Source organism: Kitasatospora sp. NPDC051164 (assembly GCF_044455625.1).
Lineage (GTDB): Bacteria > Actinomycetota > Actinomycetes > Streptomycetales > Streptomycetaceae > Kitasatospora.
Genome location: NZ_JBITFB010000026.1, coordinates 61,208 through 78,129 on the forward strand (window position 1 = coordinate 61,208; position 16,922 = coordinate 78,129).

A 16,922-nucleotide genomic window follows, 5' to 3' on the forward strand; every position below is an offset into this window, starting at 1 on the left:
CATGCCCCGCCGAACCGTCTCCCGCCTCACGGCCGCCCTACGGGGCCTGCTCTCCCTCGCCGTCCTGGTCGCGTTGCTCGTCGCCGTGCCGGTGCTGCTGTGGCAAACCGGCGCGCTGCCTCACCAGGTTCCGAGCTGGGACGACGTCACCAATGCGCTGACCAGCCCGGACAACGGCAGCCTCTTCATGGGCGCGCTCACCCTGATCGGGTGGGCCGGCTGGCTGTCCTTCGCCTGCTCCACGATCGTCGAGATCACCGCACTCCTGCGGCACCGCCGGGCCCCCCGTGTGCGTGCCCTCGGCGCCACACAGCGCCTTGCGGCGGGACTGGTGGCCGGAGTCGCGATGCTCCTGCCCGCCGGTGCCGCGTTCGCCTCACCCCAGCCGGCTTCCGCCGCGCCCGTCGTCGCCACCTCACCTGCCGCCACCACGGCCCCCGCCTCCGTTCCGGCCCCGACGGCGGCTCCGGACGCCTGGGCTGGTCCGGTCCACCACGTCGTCGCCGGCGACACCCTGTGGGACCTCGCCCAGCACTACCTGACGAACGGCGCCCGGTGGCAAGAGATCGCCGACCTCAACCCGCAGGTCAACACGGCCGACCTTCTACAGCCCGGCATGGTCCTTCGCCTGCCCGCCGATGCGAAGGTGCCCCACCTGGCGCCTGCCGCACCAGCCCCGGATTCCCAGGTTGGCCAGAGCGAGCACACGGTCACGGTCCACAAAGGCGAGACGCTCTCCGGGATCGCCGAACGCGAGCTCGGCGACGCAGGCGCCTACCCACAGTTGTTCGAGGCGACTCGCACGACCGTGCAACCCGACGGCCGCCATCTGTCCGATCCCAACGAGCTGGAGCCCGGGGATGTCATCGTGATCCCGGCCCCCGCCGCGGCGACCGCCACACCCACTGTCCCCACGCCGGTGTCCGCACCGACGCCCGCCCCGGCACCGGTTGAGACTGCCCCAGTCCCCGTCGCTCCGACACCGCCACCGAGCACGCCGTCCCCTGCCCCGAGCCAGCCCGCACCGGCCTCCCCCGAGGCCACCTCCCCGGCAGCACCCACCCCCGCCCCCGAACCGTCTGCGGTCACCCAGGCTTCGGATAGGGACACCACCCAGTCGCCGATCTCCGTTCAGCAGGGCATCGGCGGGGGCGGCGCCCTTCTCGGCGCAGGCGCCCTGGCCGTCCTCGCCTTCCGTCGCCGCGCCCAGCAGCGTGACCGGCGCCCCGGCGAGCAGATCGCCATGCCGCAGGAAACAAGCCAGGCCGAGATGGTGCTCGACCGCACTTCCTCCCCCGTCCTGGTCGACCTGCTCGACCGCGCGCTGCGCACCCTCGCCCACCAGCACCCGCAGGACCTTCCGCAGATCATCGGCGCACGGGTCCAGCAGGACCGGGTGGAGATCCTGGTCGAGGACACCGACGCGCAGGCCCTGTCCCCGTTCACCGACCGGCCCGGCGGCTGGTGGGGAATGCGCGGTGACCGGGCCGTTCTGCTGAGCCGCGACGAGGCCCGCGCCATCCCCGCCCCCTACCCGAGCCTGGCCACCATCGGCACCGCTGAGGACGGCACCCTGCTGCTGTCCGACCTGTGCCACGCCCGTGTGCTACTCCTGGACGGCGATGAACAGCACGTGCGCGAGGTCGCGCGCGCAATCGCGATGGAGGCCGGCACTGCTCTGTGGGCCGACCACATCGAGATCATGACCGCGGGCTTCGGGCTCGAGCTGCAACAGCTCCTCCCCCAGTGCCGAAGCATGTTCGTCCCGCGCCTGGCCGCCGCCACCGCGGATCTTGCCCGGGTGATGGTCGAGGTGCACCAGGCCGAGCACGAGGGCGGCGAGCAGCCGCAACCGTGGATGGTGGTGTGCTCCAGCATCCCGTCGCCAGACGAGCTGTACGAGTTCGCGGACGTCATCGGCAAGGTCCCCGCCGGGGTGCGCGTTGCGGCGGTCCTGCCCGCAGCTGGCCAGGCGCGGGACCTGTTCCCGGACGCCGAGGTCCTGGACGCGAACCTCGTGACACAGCTTCAGTCGCTTGAGTCGCTGGACGCCGAGGTCGTGCTCCAGCGCGTCAGCGATGAGGTCTACCGGCAGCTGACCGCCGGCCTGACCACCGCCGCGCAGGCGGCAACCCCAGCCGAGGGCGCCTGGGCCATGGTCCCGGACCCCGACCGCAAGGTCTTCGGCCCCTCCTCCCTCCAGAAGGGCGGCGCTACGCTCCGCAGCCACCTGTCCCTACTGGACGCCCCTGCCGAGGCGAAGACGACGTCCGAGGACGAGCAACAAGAGAAGAACATGGCGCAGACAGCCGAGGAGAAGGTGCCCGTTGCCACCGTCCCGGTCCAGGCCGACACCGAGCCCCTGGTCCCGGAGACCGCCGAGCCGGTCAAGCCGAACGCCACCGAGCGGCACGAGGAGAGCATGCCAGCCCAAGCCGAAGGCCCGGTGGAGACCCCCGAGGCCCCTGCGGGCGAGGCTCCCGCCGCCGCTGCCCCCCAGCTCACGAAGGTTCCGCCGCGAGTGGGCGTGGTCCGCGAAGGCGATGTTCCCGCTCCGGCCGAGGGCTCCGCTCCGCAGGTGCAGGTACTGGGGCCCCTACGCATCACCGGGATCGGCGATGCGCCGATCCAGCCGAAGCTGGTGTTGCTCGCAGCGCTGCTGCTCTTCAAGTCCGACCGGGGCTACAGCGCGATCGCCAACAACATGGACCCGGTATCGCCGTGGACCCAGTCGACGATGGACACCCACATGTCCCGCCTCCGGCGCCGGCTGGGCGTCGACTCCAACAGCGAGCCGTACCTGCGGCCCAAGCCGAAAGGCGTCGAGCAGTACGCCCTGTCGCCCGAGGTGACCTGCGACTACGCCACCTTCAGCTACCTCGCGCAGCGCGGACTTCCGCACGGGGCGGCCGGAGTCCTGGACCTGGAGGCCGCGCTCGATCTCGTCCGCGGCCGCCCGTTCGGCGGGGCCGGCGCCCACACCTGGGCGGCGCCGCTCGTGCAGACGATGGTCAGCCAGATCGTAGACACCGCCCACGCCGTGGCCACACTGCGCATCCAGGACGAGGTCCTCGACATCGAGGCGGCCCGCCGGGCAGTCGCCGTCGGGCTCGACGTCGAGCCCGCCGCCGAGGTGCTCTACCGGAGCTGGATGCGCATCGAGCACCGGGCAGGCAACCAGGCCGGGGTGCGCAAGGTCATCGACCAGGTCCGGCAGATGACCGTCGACATGGGATGGGACGGAATGCTCCAGGACGAGACGGAACAGCTGATCGCCCGGCTCACCTCCAAGCCCGCCGCCCGGGTCCGCTGACCCACTCACGATCTGGGGCCCGGCCGGTGACCACCGGCCGGGCCCTGTTGCCTCCGCTGGTTCAAGAACTGCGATGAACCACTCCCCCGTCGTTCTGGTCCAAGCCCGCCCTGGGGCTCGCAGCCCGGCCGCTCATCGTTCGCCCGCTGGTGTTCGCGTTCACCGTTTCCGAGGGATGGCGCCGCACCTGCCCGCACTGCGACGCGCCCGTGACCGGGACGGCCGCCCACTGGGACCCCGCGCTGCGCCGCCGGTGCCGGTCGTGCGCTGTTGCAGCTACGCCGCCGACTGCGGCCGCGCGCACAGGAGACGGGCGCGGGCGCCGTCGTCGCCCCCGCCGCCCGGCCGATCGGGCCGGCGGCCGGAGTGCCCGACGGGCCGCGAGTCTGGCCGCCGTCCTGGCCACTCAGGGTTGGGCGGCGCTGTACTGGGGTCTCTTTGCCCAGATTGGCATCGGCATTGCGATGGCCGCGGTCAGGTTCCTGCTGACCTAAGGGCCGTGAGGTGGCACTGGGCCCTGGCTTGATCGTCGGTGCCCTGTTGGTGTCCGCCGCCGCAGGCCGATCAGGCTTCCCGGCTCCTCGCGGCAGCCATCGTCGTTGCCCGTTGCACTGTCCCGGTTCAGTGCGACGACGAGTGCCCGCCCCTGGCTTCCGCCCGCCGGTCTCATCGACCGAGGCGGCGACCGGGCGTCACCGAGCCGGAGGAGGCGTCCTTCCCCGCTCAGATGATCGACTCCGAGCTGTTCCGGCGTCCCAAGCCGAGGTCGTTCGGTTCCAGCGAGAGGAACACGACGGCCGCATCGTGGGGGGCTCCGAGGCTATTCCGCGCATCCCGGATCACGTCCTGGGTCAGCTGCTCACGGTCCGACCGCGGGTCCACGCGGAAACGGGCGGAGGAGGTGACCTGCATCAGCTGGCGAGACAGGTGACCGTCCGGGCCTGGAGCCTCTTCGAACCAGGCGAGCGTGACGGTGCGGAGGTAGTCGACCGGGTCGGACCCCGAGAGTCCGAGGTCGTTCGGTTCCAGTGAGAGGAACACGACGGCCGCGTCGTGGGGGGCTCCGAGGCTATTCCGCGCATCCCGGATCACGTCCTGGGTCAGCTGCTCACGGTCCGACCGCGGGTCCACGCGGAAACGGGGGAAAGAGGTGGCAACCCACTGCCTGGTTGTGTAGCGAGTTGTGCGGCCGTCAGGCATCCGCGTCTGTGTCTGCGTGTCCCATGTAAGGGTGGCAGTGCAGAAGTAGCGGACGGCGTCGGGAACGGAACCGGTCATGCTGCTTGCTCCTTTGTCATCGATGGCGTCAGCTTCCGAACCGGGGCTCGCTGCTGCACGGTGCTGAGCACCGCCTTACCGCAGCTCTGCGTGCGGCGTCGGTGTGGCGGTCGGGTGGAATCGGTGTGGTCGGTAAGCCCCGCCGGCGCGGGTGGGGCAGGAGTCGCCCGGGACCAGGGGCAGGTCACCTGCGAGCTGGGCCTGCCGAATCTCGGAAGGGGTGAGCGGCACACCCCCGACGGCCGTGAACTCCCAAAGCCGGGGGGAGTGCTCGCGCCAACCGTCAGGGTCGATCCGGTAGACGCGTCGGACTACTCCGTCCACGGCCACGATGGCGAACTCAGCCTGCGCCCGTACACCGGCGCCGATGGGCCAGACCCCTCGGTCGCTCGCGTACTGCTCGTACCCGCCGACCTCGCCGAAACTCCCTCGGGGATCGCTCTCGTCGTGCCGCACCCGATCGCGCCGTGAGATGACGACGGCAACTCGCTCGCCCTGGCGAACGGAGCCAAACCGCTTGCGCACGGCAGGGACGCCCACGCCGAGGGCCTGGGCGACGTCCTCCAGGTCGGTTCCGCGGTCGATGAGTCCGAGGGCGGTTTGGTCAGTGCGGTTGGAGAGGTGCCCGGTGGCGTGCTTGAGGACCCGTAGGTAGGCGAGGCGTTCGGGTTCGTCCGCGCTGCTGTCATCCTCCGGGTCGATCGGCCCGTCCACTCTCGGCCCGCCTACAACCCCGGCCAGTTCGCGTGCAAAGGCGGATGTCAGTTCGTCAATGGCCAGCTCAAGGCGCCCCTGTTCGCTCGCGCCCAAGGGCGTGCGCGCTTCATCGTCAGACATGGGATAACCATAGTGATCCCCTCACCTCTCGGGCAACGGGTTTACCCCGGTTATCCCCTCTGACCGAAGGGGTCGTCCTGCACTGCAGGCCAATCACCAGCCCGTCCGGCCTGTCAAGGGATTCCCGTTCCGGCCCGGATTGTCGGTCCCGCCCGACACTCTGGGCCAGCGTGCTTTCGCGATCCGCAGACAGAGGGGTTCGGGTGCCACGGCAGGTGAGCGAGGCGGCCGCCGTCGCCATGATGCTGACAGCGGGCCTGCAACCGCTGGAGCCCCGGCCAGCCAGCGGGGCGAAGCGTGGCGATGCCACTGCCAGGCCTGCGGCAAGGAGGTGGCCCCGCACCTCAGCACGGTCCGGGCCGGGGTCGCCTCACGCGGAGCGCAGTACACAGGATGCCGCTTCTGCGCAGCGGTCAAGCGCGGCCGCCGCCAGAGGGAGGGCACGGCCCAGAAGGCCGACGTGATCCTCGGCCACCTGTCGGTCGGCGATCCCTGGGCCAACGCCGGTCTCGATGTCCTGCTGCTCGGTGAGCTGCTGGCCCGGATCGGCGGCTCCGCGGTCGTGGCGACCGCACCGTCGTTCATGCGCGGCGGCCGGAGTCACCAGTCGCTGATGACCGCGCTGCACGCCGCCGGGTTCGTGCCGATGGCGGGGCACACCGTCGTGGCCGACGCCGCGCTTGTACCCGCGCTCTCCGGTCCGGCCGGCCAGGACCTGATCCGGCGCTACGAGGCGGAAGCGGCCCGCTGACCGTAGCGTGCGCAGCAGCAGTGAAACGGTCCGGCGCCCGAGGGGCCGGACCGTCGTCGTGGTGCGAGGGTCAGACCCCTGCGTTCTCCAGCTGGAGCTGCTCCTGGTCCTCCTGGATGGGGAGCGGGATGAGGTCCTTGAGGTCGTTGTAGTAGCGCTCGACGCTGCGCAGGCTCACCGGCTGGTCGCCCTTGCCCCGCGCCCGGAGGTTGTAGGGGCCCTTGAAGAGGTGGCGGCGGAGTTCTTCGGGCCCTGGGTGGCGCCCGTGCTCAGCGACCAACACGGCGAAGCCGATGGCCCACTTCAAGGGGATGTTCTTGGCGAGCGCTTGGTCCGCCAGTGTGGGGTCGATGGTCGGCAGGTCGTCCTCGCCCGAGTCGGCAGCGGGGGCGGCCCCTTCTGTGCGGGTGGTCTCTGCAAGGACTGCAGAGGTCTCCTGCACCAGCCGCTCGGACTGTCCCGCACCCGCAAGAGCTGTGCGGGAATCGGGGGCGTTCGGCTGCTCGTACGTGACCATCAGGTCCGGTCCCGACTCGGCCCGCACCGCATGCACCGGGGCCGGTGCCGGGCCCGCAAGGCCTTCCGCAGGTGCGCTGACCTGCGAAGACTCGGGATATGCCTGCGCAGGAACCGGGGTTTGCCGACCGAGGCTGCCCGCAACCGCAAAGGCCTCGGCGCCCGGTCCCGCACCCGCAACGGCCTGTCCCGCCGACTCCCGCAAAGCGGCTGGCCGACCGGACGGCGCGCCCGCAACACTCTCGGACTGTGCCCGCATCGGCTCCGTCCGTTCCCCGGCAGTGGGGGACGGTATCTCGCCGTCCGCTGAAGTCAGCTCCTTGCGCGGACCAGCGACCGTCGGCAGCTGGGCCGCGCTCTCCGGAGCCTGCGGCTTCGGCCGGCCGTCGGCGGCTGCGCGTGCGGCGAAGATCCGGTCCATCGGGCGGGTGGCGACGCCGGCGGCCGCGAGGCCGTCTTCGTAGGTGATCTCCATCGGCACACCCAGCTCAAGCAGATCCAGCGGCAAGCGCGCGGCCGCAGGCAGCTTCTTGTTCGGACCAACCGGAGCGTCCTTCAACAGGGTGAGGTAGGCGAGGCGGGCCTGCTCCAGCCGGACCGCATCGTCCACGCTCCGGATCTCCCACAGCTGCATCCGGCGCCACATCGCCCAAGTCTGACGGGGAGCGAGCAGCCAGCGCATCAGCCGGATCTTCTCGATGGTCCGGTCCGAGCTGAGCTTCGCAAGCCGGGCGATCGCGTGCCGCGTCGCCTCAGAAATGATGATGAACAGCACCGGGATGACGGCGTGCATCCCCGTACCCAGCGGGTCGGGCCAGGACGCCGCTGCGTTGAAGGCGATGGTCGCCGCCGTCAGGGCCCAGGCGGTAGGGCGCAGCAGCGGGAAGGGGATGCGGAGCCAGGTGAGGACGAGGTCCAGGGCGAGGAGGACGAGGATGCCGACGTCCACGCCGATCGGGAAGGCGTAGGAAAACGTGCCCATCCCGACGCCGAAGGCCACATGGCGGACGGCCAGGTACGAGCCGGCCAGGCCGATCAGGGCGACAAACGCGGCACCCAACGCGACGAGCAAAATCAGCGCCCGGTGGACCCTGGTCAGGACCGGTCGTGTCACAACTCTTCCCCTCTTGTCTTGCTTGGGTGCTCAAGGGGTGCAGTTTTTCATGCGGGTCGGACGTGGCGCACCGGGCAGACCTGGTCAGCCGCCTTGAAGCCCCAGAAAAACGCCCGCTGAGACGCGGGCTGGGACAGCCCCGTCCCAGCCCGGCGATCCGGTCGGCGGCGGTCCCGACACAGGTGACACAGGTCGAAACAGACATACCAGGGCAGTTCGACGGGGCGGAACACAGCCGTGGCACCGCGCGACACAGCCAAACACACCCTGGTTCGATGGCGGGGAAGCCGCCGGCCGCGCCCGGCCTGCCACTGGTCCCCGCACTCGCCGCGGTTCCGGCCACCCGCCCCGGGAACGATCGAGGGCCCTGGCATCCGCCTGGGCCCTCTCTGCTGTGCTCGTGTGCCTGGCGCGTCAGGCCCGACGGGCTTGGTGTTCGCCGTCACCGCCGGCGCGACGCAGGGGAAGGACGTTGTCTCCTCCGCCGGCCTTCGCGGTGAGGCGGTAGTACGGGCTGCTGTCGCTGACCTTCTCCAGCCAGCCGGAGCGGGTCAGCGCGAGGCGAAGGCGGGAGAAGAGGCTGGGGTTCATGTCGATCTCGGCCGCGAGGTCCTGGCCGGTCGCCATCACGGCGCCGGTGCGCTCGTTCTGCTCAGAGCTGGCGTAGAGAATGACCACGACGCGCTGGTTGGGCGGCAGGTCGGCCGTGCGCTTGAGCATGGCCTTCACGTCCTCGGCGGACCTGATCTGTGCCATGGTCACTCTTCCTCTCCAGCGGCGGCCTTGCGGGGCCGCTTCGGCTTGTCCTTCTGCGGCGGAACGTACGCGGGGATCTCCGGCGGGTTCCAGTCCCTGATGGCTGTGCGCTGCTCGAACGCGCTGCCCTGGTGGGTCAGGTAGGGGGTGACGCGGAAGAAGCGGTTGCGGCCGATCGTCTTCACGTGCAGCAGCAGACGCAGCTTGTTGAGCTTAGCGACATTCCGGCTGAGGGCCTTCGGGTCCATCTTGAGTCGGGCAGCGATCTCGGTGATCGTCAGCTCGACGTGCATGTCCGGGCCCGGGGTATTGGCCAGCCACCAGATCAGCACCCGGGCCTCGCGATCGGTGATCGTCTCGACGGCCTCCGCGATCCCGTTCATCCGGGAGTTGTCCACGGTGCTGTAGCTACCGGCGTACCCGAAGTTCGTCGTCGGGACGACGTTGCCCTCGGCGTCGTAGCGCTTGGGCGACCCGGCTGCTCGCACCATGGGCTCTGCTCCTCACTCCAGCTCAAATCGGGGTGCTTATGGGCGTGACGGTGCAGAACGGCTCAGCAGCACCACCGGTAAATATACTAACAGTGCATGCACTCATGGTGCATTTAGGTTGCTGGGGGCACCACCAATATGACCCATGAGTACATGCACTCAAAGGTCATTTCGGTGATCCCGGGATCACCACTTGGGGATCGCCGGATCACCTCAGGTGATCCCAGGATCACCGAAGAATCAACGTTTCCGCAGGTCAGCGACTTGGATGGGCGCGCACCTCTTGTGTGGTCATTGACGTGAGGAACGCGCACCTCCCTCGGATCTCCGTCTGTGACGTTCACCCGCATGGCTTCCCATGGTCCGGCGTGTCACCCTCTGCGGTGGTCGGCAACGACGCCTCCGGCAGGAGGCCAACCCGTGCCGCTGCCGCTACCCGGCCTGGGCACCATCGCCGACAGCACCACGTGGTCGGCCAGGCTGTACTGCGCCGATCACGAAATCGCGGCTGCCGCCGCGACCGGGCCTTGACGGCCCTTTCCGCGCTCATCCATCACTGGGCGGACACCCGTGCGGTGCTGCGCGGCGGTGCAAGTCGCTTGCAATCGACCGGCCTGGGCGGGCAGTGGCAGCTCCACTGCTGGTGGTCCGGGTGTGTGCAGCGATCTCGTCTAGGTGGGTGGTGACCTGGGTCAGTGCTCGGCCGTGGGCAGGCTGGCGGAGTCGAGGCAGTCCGGTGTGGCAGGTGCCCGGGCCCGGCACGGGCACCTGCCACCGGATCATGTTGGCGGGGGCCAGGCCGGGACGTCGCCGCAGGCTCTCGACCGGGGGATGGTCCAGCGTATCCAAGGCGCTGGCCAGGGTGCGGTAGCGGAGCGCGCCGCGCTCAGCCACCCGATCAGGCCGGGTCCGCGAAGGTCGCCAGGTTGCCGCCCGGGCCCGGCTTCCGGCAGGGCAGGTGCCGCCACCGACCGGGCGAGGAGAACGCGCTGGGCGCCCCGAGGAGCTGGCGGCGGGTCAGGAGACAGTGCCGGCCTGTCCAGTCGACGACCTGTTCGGAGGGCGGGTGGGCAGGCTGCTGATGGACTCATGGTTCATTTTGGGGGACACCAGGATCACCAAAATGAACCATGAGTCCATCCCCGCTGGGCAGTGCAACCTGCCTTCACGTATATGTGACGTGATCCCAAGGTCACGTCACATATACGTGAAGCTCATCAGTGCCCGGGACTACGGCGCAGCACCGCGGGGTCCAGATCGAGCGGGAACGGGCCGGTGAGCTGGGTGGTCTCGCGGCTACTGGGCCGACGGCTGCGTGACGGCGTTGGCCATCGCGGCGGCCAGGGCCTGGGCGCCGCGGTGGGCGCGCTGCCACCAGGCGGCGCCTGGGCGCCGGGCTGCGGATTCGGCGGCGGGTTTCATCGTCGCGGCGAGGCCGGCGAACGCCTTGTGCAGTTGGACTGCCCGGACGGCCCTCCGCGAACCCTGAGCCGGGGTCCGCCGAAGCCAGCCGCCCACCATCGCGTACTCCTACCTGCCCAGTCGTCTACCTGACGCCCTGTTGATACATGCCCGCTGCCCCCGATCGCCAGCGGGCGCCCGACGGGATGGCCGAAATCTGACGACAATTCAGTTTGTCGAAGATCCTTTGACAAAGCAGCTTGTCCGGTCACCGTGCGACAACTAGACTTGTCCGCATGGAGAGTCAACCGGCGAACAGCGCCGAGTACACCGAGCCGCCGGCCGAGGAACTGGACCGGCTGCAGCAGGCCCTTTGGGACGCCGTGTGGTCGACGGCCGAGCGGATCGCCGTCGTGAAGCCCGGCGAGATCGAGGCCCCGGGCAACGACTGGCAGAGCATCCACATGAAGTGGCGCGGGCTGCGGGGCCCGAACCTCGCGGCTCTGCGCGTACTGCGCGAGGTCGCCGCTGCCGTCGACGTGATGGCGGGCGAGGCCGCCCACTGGGCCGGCCGGGACGGGGCGACGTACCCGCAGCTGGGGACGGCGTGGGGCGTCACCCGGCAGGCCGCCCGCAGTCGCTGGCCCAAGGCCGTCAAGGCACCCGCCGTCAAGGGCGAGCGGGTCGAGGTCGAGCTGTTCGGCGGCCGGGCCACCATCAGCTACCTGCCCGACGAGGGCGGTTGGTGGTGGATCGGGACCGGCGCCGACGACGTGTGCGACGAGGCGGAGCAGACCTACGACGGCCAGGCCGAGGCCGCAGGCGCCGCCGGGGCGTTCCTCGCCGCCCACCAGATCCAGCCCTGACCAGCGCACCCACCATCGCGAAGGAGCACCCGATGGACCAGCTCACCGAAGACGCGATCAAGGCGTTCGTCCGCCTGCACAAGACCACCGAGAGCTTGTACGCCGACCCCAACCAGGCCGGGATGGAGGAGGCGTTGAGCAACGCCGCCCGGGAGGCCAACGAGCTGATGCGGAAGGCCGGCCTGCTCGGGAAGCCGGACAGCGTGATCCTCGCCCTGGTCGCCGAGGTGTTCCCCGGGTGGAAGCCGGACGTGCCGCAGGGACCGACGCCGGGGAGCGTGTTCTCCCTGCTGATCCCCAGCGGGCCACTCGACTTCCCCCCGGACGACCCCCGGCTGCAGGCCACCGGGGAGGCCGTCACCGACGCCACCCGCGCCCGAATCCTGCGGTCGGCGCTGATGCAGGCCGGGGTTGGGGAGTTGGGCAAGTGGGACCTGCAGGTGGTCGACAAGCTCGCCGGGACGTTCGACTGGTCCGTGATCGCCGCGGTGGTCAGCTGGATCGAGCGCGCCAAGAACTCCACCCCCACCGCCAACAACTGACCTACCAGGAGGAACAGGCATGACCAGGCACGACTTCACGGACATGGAACAGCTGATCGGCGCGCTGCAGCGGCTGGTGGACGACTTCCCGATGGGCAGCGACAAGGACGGGAGCCTGACCGTGACCGTCAGCGGCGAGACCGGGCACCCGCAGGTGTCGGTCGAGCTGCGGGGGGAGGAGTCCGCCGCCCTCGCCCAGGCGGTGGACCGGATGCGGTTCAACTTCGAGCAGGCCCACCCGGACCGCGCGGGCATCTGCGCGCACTGCCACGGTGGCGGCCGCGCCGACGAGAGCACCGACTGCACCAACTGCGGTGAGCGGATGCGCTGGTGGCAGAGCCCCGACCTGCCCGAGGACCAGGCCCAGCGGCTCGGCTGGTGGAGCTGCGAGAGCTGCGGTCACCGCCTCGCCAACCGCTACGACCAGGAGGCAGCGGTGGAGCTGCTGCCCGGCCACGCCGACGGGGTGAACTGGCGGTGTGTGGTGTGCGAGACCACCAACCCCATCGACAGCCGCGTCTGCGGGTCGTGCGAGCGCGGCCGGCCCCAGCTGGTCGCCGGGCACCGGCAGTACAGCATCACCTGCCCGCACTGCGGATCGGTCGACGTCGAGGAGTTCGGGGAGCCCATCCCGACCACCCACGACGACTACGCGGACTGTGCCCGGTGCCGGACGTGCGGCCAGGAGTGGGGGCTGGACCCGGGGGCCGACGCCTCCTGCACCCAGTGCGGCGGGAGCGGGCGCCCCGGAAACGGCCCCCTGACGAAGAAGGACGAAGCCGGGCAGCGGGTGCTGACCGAGCCGTGCGTCTGCACGGAAGAGGCGTGAGCCCCAGCAGGAGCCGGGCGGAGATCCCGTGGGCCGTGCTGATCGAGCACGGCCCCACCCGGGAGCGCTACGCGGACAAGACGTTCCGGCGCGGCCCCAAGCAGTGCTGGTACTGGACCGCAGCGATCAGCAGCAGCGGGCACGGCAAGCTCCGCGCGGGTCCCAGCCCGGACTCCGAGATCGTCAGCGCGCACGAGTACGGGTACGCGCTGGAGTTCGGGGTGGAGGCGCTGATCTCCACCCCCGGTGATCCGGCACTCCTGCGATGCCCCCAGCTGCCAGAACCCCGGCCACTGGCTCGCCGGGACGCGGCAGGACAACGTGCTCGACTACGTGAGCCGGTCGAGGCTGGCCGGGCACGCGCTGGCCGACACCCGCGGGCCGGCCGGACGGGCGAGGGCGATCCGGGACGCCATCAAGGCGGCGGCCCCGGAGGACGTCGAAGCGGCGATCCGGGCCGCGATCCTCGCCGGGCAGCCGGGCGGCGCCTGGCAGGGCGAGCTGTTCTCGGACGAGCTGTTGTAGCAGCCTGACGCACCGTTGGGCGGCGCGGGCACCGAGCCCGTGCCGCCCAACGGCCCGGACAGTCTGGACCGACCAACAAGGGGAGGACCCACCATGCGAGTCGAGATCACCAGCTTCGGTTACCTGCACGGCTCGACGCCGGAAGCCGAGCGTCCTCCTTGGGTTCGTCACCGGAGGGGTTCGCGACGCGGGTGCGGCCGCCGGCCGGGCCGGTGAGCAGCTTCTCGTCCTTTAGCAGCCCGATGGCGCCGGAGACCGTGGCGTGGCTGACGCCGTACGCGGCGGCGAACGCCCTGACCCAGCGCCACCCCGACCTGAAGATCGAGTTCTACGAACATGTCAAGACCCGCGGCGGCACCCCCGACGTGGCGGGCGTGGTCGGCGGCGGCGGTGGCCGGGGTGTCCTCGATCGCGCGGCGGTGGGCGTCCTCGGGCTCGCGCAGCCGGTTGTAGTGCTGGCGCAGGATCGCTTCCCGTTCGGTGGCGGCTTCGTCGAGCGCGGCCTGGCGGGCGGCGGCGTCCTCGCGCATCCGGCGGCGCAGCTCCTGGTAGGCGCCGTGGTTAGCGAGCGGGTTGCGGGCTGGAGGGACAGTGGGCGATGCGGGACGAGGAGCGGGTCGGTCGTCCGGGTCCTGGTCGTGCTGCGCCGGGGCGGGACCGACGCGGACCTCGATGGCCGTCACGGTGCCTGGCCGCAGCTGCTCGAGGGCAGCCAGGATGCAGCGCACGTTGAGGCGCAGCTGGGCGGCCCAGGTCGGGGAGTCGGCGGTCACGCGCAGTCGGCGGGTGGTCGGGTTGTAGCCGGCGAGGTGCCAGTGGGCGGCGGCGTCGGGGCCGACGATCGTGGGCCAGTGGTCGCGCAGGCCTCCGCCGGCGGTGCCGAGGGTCCAGCCGTGGGCGGCGACCAGGGCGAGGAACACGTCCGCGATCGGCTCGGGTTCGCGCGGACCGCGCCGCAGTGCCGACGTGGTCTGCCGGGTGGTGCGCTGGGCGGCGGGTGCGTTGCCGTTGGTGCGGGTGGCCTGGCGGGCGGCGCGCAGGGCGGTGCGGGCGAGGTCGGCCCCGGTGGTCGCGGTCATCAGCGGCTCCCGACGAGTTCGCGCTCACGGCGGCGGGCGGCCAGCTGCTCGCGCAGGCTGATGCCCTCGGAGCGGTCCACGGTCATCCAGGCTGGGACCGTGACCGGGGGCAGCTCTGCGCCGTCGATCGCCCGGGGGATCTTGGGCAGGGCGGGCTGGTCCAGCAGCGGCGCGCACAGGCCGCACGGCAGCTCGGTTCGCACGTGCCGGTCGCAGTAGGCCGGTCGCTGCTCCTCGGCCTGGTCGACAGGGCCGTGGGTGTCCGCCGGCGTCGGGGTCGTGGCGGCGCCGGACTGGGTGCGGGCCTGGGCCTGCTCCCGCTCGGCCTGGCGGCGCTTCGCGTGCCGGTGCTGGGCGCCCTCGAGGTGGTACGCGCAGGTCTGGCAGTCGCGGCCGAGTTCCACGTCCGTGCCGGACTCGCAGCTGGGCAGGTGGCAGCCGCGCCGGACCAGGCCGCGGTTGCGCCCGGGGACGGCGAGCCAGGCGTACGGGTCACGGATCTCGTCGCGCTCCAGGACGTACCGGCGCTCCAACCGCTGGGCGACCCGCTCAACGTCGCCGCCCTCCTCGCGGATCGCCTGCCCGATCGCCCGGGCCACCTCCCGCTGCTGCCAGCGGTTCATCCGGTTCACCAGGTCCGGCACCAGACGCAGGACCTGGTGAACCTCGGCGCTGACCGTCATCGGCGGCAACGCCCCGATCTTCGGGTTGGTCATGGTCGCGCCGGGGGTCTTCGGCGGTTCCGGCGAAGCCGCGATCCGGGCAGCCACGACGTCGGTCTGCCTGGCGACGGCGGGCACCAACTCGACCGCCGGGGTGGCCACGGCCTCGCGTACGCGCGTGTCGCACGGTACGGACGTTGCGGCTTCGCCGGAACCGCAACCGACAACGGCGGGAGTGGGCTTGTTCACAAGAGCTTGATCAAGAGAGCTTGATTGTGGAGCCGAAACGAGGGGGGAGGGTGGAATCAGATCGAGGGGGGTCTCCACCGGCTCCACAAGGGAGAACAGGTCGAGCTGCCCGACGCAGACAGCCGCCCCTTCGGCCTCCTCGATGTCGGCCGGCTCCGCCAGCGGGCGGGCCTGCTGGGGCTGCGCGAACAGCGCCTCCTGCGTCACCACGCCGACCAGCGGGACGGGGTGCACGGTGTACCGGTACGCCCCGCCGCTCTCCCCCTTCCGGCTGACCCAGCCCTCCGCCACCAGCTGCGCCGCGACCACGCGGGCGGTCTCGGCCCGCAGACCGCACAGCACGGCCAGCTGCTTCGCCGACGTCGTTGTCTCCAGGTGCTCCCGGTAGGCCAGCGCGCAGTAGACCTTGAACCGGGTGCCGGACAGCAGGTTTCGGGCGACCGCGGAGATCCATACCGCGCGCACGTCCCGGCCGGCCTGCTCGACCCGGCGGGCGATCGTGCCGCCCTGACGGTGCTCGCACTCCACCAGGACGCCCTCGACCTTGCGCAGCAGCGCGGCCACGGTCCGCTCGTGCAGGCCCAGCCCGGTGGCGATCGTCGCGTTCGAGGCCCAGCAGTACCCGGCCTTGCTACGGCAGTAGTCGCCCACCACGGTCACAGCCCGGATCTGGTCCCCGGTGAACTGGGCGAGCCAGGCGACCGGGAAGCGTGTGCCGAACTCGTTCTCCGTGCCGTCGGCTTCATCGGTGTGCGAGGGAGACGCGGTCTCCGCCGCCCCGCCGGACCGTTGGCCGGGAACGAGCGGCACGGCCGGAAGTTCATGGTTCGGACACGATCGTGTGACACCCGGAGCATCACCCGAACGAGTGATGTGTATCACATTGTCGACAGCTTGCGCGGCGGACGCGAGAACCGGTCCGCCAACCGGTCCGCCAACAAATGCCAAGGCAGGACGGGGGGAGGAGATCTCTCCCCCCTCCCCGATCTCATCGTCCGAGCTCAAACCGGGGACACCACCGCCGACGACGGGGACACGGCGGGACTGGAAAGGCCCGCTGACCTGCGCCAAAATGACAAAGCTCCCTACGGATACGTGGGGACGCAACGGCGCCCCCACGGGGGTGTTGCTAAGAAGCACCCCCTGTGGGTGTGGACAAAGCCCCCTCCGGGGGGCGCAGAACTCCCTCCTCTCGGTCTCGTCTCGATCTCGTCGTTGCGGGTCGTGCGTTGGTGGATCTGGTTGCAGCCGAGGCCCCGGCAAGGGCCCCCGACTGCGGTACTGCGACCGGTTGGAAGACCGGTGGTGGTGTGACGGCTCCTGGCAAGGGAGCCGGTGGTGCGTCCCTTCTCGGGGTCGTGCGTGGTTCGCGCAGAACCGGTAGTGCCGCTGGTGGTCGGTTGGTAGCCGATCTCCAGCAAGCCCGCTCAAGGGTTGGTAGCCCGAGAGCAGGGTGAAGCAGGTAGGCCGCAGTGAATCGGGGTGGTAAGTCCCGAGGAACGGCCGGCGGAGTTCAGACCCCTGGTAAGGTCCGGGCCCCGCCCTAGATGGCTAGGTCACAGCACACCCCCACACGGGGGCAGCGGGCCCGGCCGCATACAACGACGACGGCACCCCACCGGAGCGAGACCCGGGAACTCCCGGTCGACTCCACGGCGGGGTGCCGCGCTCATGAGGGGGTGCCGCTGCGGGTACCCTGCATCACGTCACCAC

The 16,922-nt window shown here is 70.9% G+C and carries 14 protein-coding genes; 6 read left to right on the forward strand and 8 right to left on the reverse strand.

Features of this window, described 5'->3' with window-relative positions:
- Window position 1: 1 nt before the first annotated feature.
- Window positions 2-3,313: a LysM peptidoglycan-binding domain-containing protein gene (locus ACIBEC_RS33175; protein ID WP_396289594.1), complete on the forward strand. Its 3,312-nt coding sequence runs from the start codon at window positions 2-4 to the stop codon at window positions 3,311-3,313.
- Between the two features lie 723 nt (window positions 3,314-4,036).
- On the opposite strand, the gene ACIBEC_RS33180 is transcribed toward ACIBEC_RS33175, so the two are convergent.
- Together ACIBEC_RS33180 and ACIBEC_RS33185 are read right to left on the reverse strand one after the other, a co-directional pair.
- Window positions 4,037-4,591, reverse strand: a complete 555-nt coding sequence (locus ACIBEC_RS33180; protein ID WP_360500874.1) for a hypothetical protein — start codon at window positions 4,589-4,591, stop codon at window positions 4,037-4,039.
- A gap of 75 nt (window positions 4,592-4,666) precedes the next feature.
- The gene (locus ACIBEC_RS33185; RefSeq protein WP_360500877.1) at window positions 4,667-5,428 is read right to left on the reverse strand and encodes a hypothetical protein; all 762 of its coding nucleotides are present in this window, start codon (window positions 5,426-5,428) and stop codon (window positions 4,667-4,669) included.
- Between the two features lie 331 nt (window positions 5,429-5,759).
- Between ACIBEC_RS33185 and ACIBEC_RS33190 the strand changes: the two genes are divergently transcribed.
- The gene (locus ACIBEC_RS33190) at window positions 5,760-6,179 is read left to right on the forward strand and encodes a hypothetical protein (protein ID WP_360500880.1); all 420 of its coding nucleotides are present in this window, start codon (window positions 5,760-5,762) and stop codon (window positions 6,177-6,179) included.
- A 70-nt stretch (window positions 6,180-6,249) separates the two neighbouring features.
- On the opposite strand, the gene ACIBEC_RS33195 is transcribed toward ACIBEC_RS33190, so the two are convergent.
- The 4 genes from ACIBEC_RS33195 to ACIBEC_RS33210 form a co-directional block, all read right to left on the reverse strand.
- Window positions 6,250-7,809 (reverse strand): DUF2637 domain-containing protein, encoded by a 1,560-nt coding sequence (locus ACIBEC_RS33195; protein WP_360500883.1) that lies wholly within the window; start codon window positions 7,807-7,809, stop codon window positions 6,250-6,252.
- A gap of 414 nt (window positions 7,810-8,223) precedes the next feature.
- Window positions 8,224-8,565, reverse strand: a complete 342-nt coding sequence (locus tag ACIBEC_RS33200; RefSeq protein WP_360500886.1) for a replication initiation protein, RepL2 — start codon at window positions 8,563-8,565, stop codon at window positions 8,224-8,226.
- Between the two features lie 2 nt (window positions 8,566-8,567).
- On the reverse strand, window positions 8,568-9,056 hold the full coding sequence (locus tag ACIBEC_RS33205) for a helix-turn-helix domain-containing protein (RefSeq protein ID WP_360500889.1): 489 nt from the start codon (window positions 9,054-9,056) through the stop codon (window positions 8,568-8,570).
- Window positions 9,057-10,352: 1,296 nt separating this feature from the next.
- Window positions 10,353-10,577, reverse strand: a complete 225-nt coding sequence (locus tag ACIBEC_RS33210) for a hypothetical protein (RefSeq protein ID WP_360500891.1) — start codon at window positions 10,575-10,577, stop codon at window positions 10,353-10,355.
- A gap of 176 nt (window positions 10,578-10,753) precedes the next feature.
- On the opposite strand from ACIBEC_RS33210, the gene ACIBEC_RS33215 reads away from it, so the two are divergent.
- The 4 genes from ACIBEC_RS33215 (at window position 10,754) to ACIBEC_RS33230 (ending at window position 13,219) form a co-directional block, all read left to right on the forward strand.
- Window positions 10,754-11,323 carry a hypothetical protein gene (locus ACIBEC_RS33215; RefSeq protein ID WP_360500893.1) on the forward strand — a complete coding sequence of 190 codons (570 nt, stop codon included), beginning with the start codon at window positions 10,754-10,756 and terminating at the stop codon, window positions 11,321-11,323.
- Window positions 11,324-11,355: 32 nt separating this feature from the next.
- Complete coding sequence (locus ACIBEC_RS33220; RefSeq protein ID WP_360500896.1) at window positions 11,356-11,865, forward strand: hypothetical protein; 510 nt, start codon at window positions 11,356-11,358, stop codon at window positions 11,863-11,865.
- Window positions 11,866-11,884: 19 nt separating this feature from the next.
- Window positions 11,885-12,694, forward strand: coding sequence for a hypothetical protein (locus ACIBEC_RS33225; RefSeq protein WP_360500899.1), 810 nt, complete (start codon window positions 11,885-11,887; stop codon window positions 12,692-12,694).
- A 246-nt stretch (window positions 12,695-12,940) separates the two neighbouring features.
- Window positions 12,941-13,219 carry a hypothetical protein gene (locus ACIBEC_RS33230; protein ID WP_360500902.1) on the forward strand — a complete coding sequence of 93 codons (279 nt, stop codon included), beginning with the start codon at window positions 12,941-12,943 and terminating at the stop codon, window positions 13,217-13,219.
- A 167-nt stretch (window positions 13,220-13,386) separates the two neighbouring features.
- Here ACIBEC_RS33230 and ACIBEC_RS33235 read toward each other — a convergent pair whose 3' ends face one another.
- Together ACIBEC_RS33235 and ACIBEC_RS33240 are read right to left on the reverse strand one after the other, a co-directional pair.
- Window positions 13,387-14,298 carry a DUF721 domain-containing protein gene (locus tag ACIBEC_RS33235; protein WP_360500905.1) on the reverse strand — a complete coding sequence of 304 codons (912 nt, stop codon included), beginning with the start codon at window positions 14,296-14,298 and terminating at the stop codon, window positions 13,387-13,389.
- Window positions 14,298-16,019 carry a hypothetical protein gene (locus ACIBEC_RS33240; RefSeq protein WP_360500907.1) on the reverse strand — a complete coding sequence of 574 codons (1,722 nt, stop codon included), beginning with the start codon at window positions 16,017-16,019 and terminating at the stop codon, window positions 14,298-14,300. Before ACIBEC_RS33240 ends, ACIBEC_RS33235 begins: the two co-directional genes overlap by 1 nt.
- Window positions 16,020-16,922: the final 903 nt, after the last annotated feature.

What these genes read in the sequence shown, in the direction of transcription:
- ACIBEC_RS33175 (WP_396289594.1), top strand. Translation starts at nt 2, where the DNA reads ATGCCCCGCCGAACCGTCTCCCGCCTCACGGCCGCCCTACGGGGCCTG.
- ACIBEC_RS33180 (WP_360500874.1), bottom strand. Translation starts at nt 4,591, where the DNA reads ATGACCGGTTCCGTTCCCGACGCCGTCCGCTACTTCTGCACTGCCACC.
- ACIBEC_RS33185 (WP_360500877.1), bottom strand. Translation starts at nt 5,428, where the DNA reads ATGTCTGACGATGAAGCGCGCACGCCCTTGGGCGCGAGCGAACAGGGG.
- ACIBEC_RS33200 (WP_360500886.1), bottom strand. Translation starts at nt 8,565, where the DNA reads ATGGCACAGATCAGGTCCGCCGAGGACGTGAAGGCCATGCTCAAGCGC.
- ACIBEC_RS33205 (WP_360500889.1), bottom strand. Translation starts at nt 9,056, where the DNA reads ATGGTGCGAGCAGCCGGGTCGCCCAAGCGCTACGACGCCGAGGGCAAC.
- ACIBEC_RS33210 (WP_360500891.1), bottom strand. Translation starts at nt 10,577, where the DNA reads ATGGTGGGCGGCTGGCTTCGGCGGACCCCGGCTCAGGGTTCGCGGAGG.
- ACIBEC_RS33215 (WP_360500893.1), top strand. Translation starts at nt 10,754, where the DNA reads ATGGAGAGTCAACCGGCGAACAGCGCCGAGTACACCGAGCCGCCGGCC.
- ACIBEC_RS33220 (WP_360500896.1), top strand. Translation starts at nt 11,356, where the DNA reads ATGGACCAGCTCACCGAAGACGCGATCAAGGCGTTCGTCCGCCTGCAC.
- ACIBEC_RS33225 (WP_360500899.1), top strand. Translation starts at nt 11,885, where the DNA reads ATGACCAGGCACGACTTCACGGACATGGAACAGCTGATCGGCGCGCTG.
- ACIBEC_RS33235 (WP_360500905.1), bottom strand. Translation starts at nt 14,298, where the DNA reads ATGACCGCGACCACCGGGGCCGACCTCGCCCGCACCGCCCTGCGCGCC.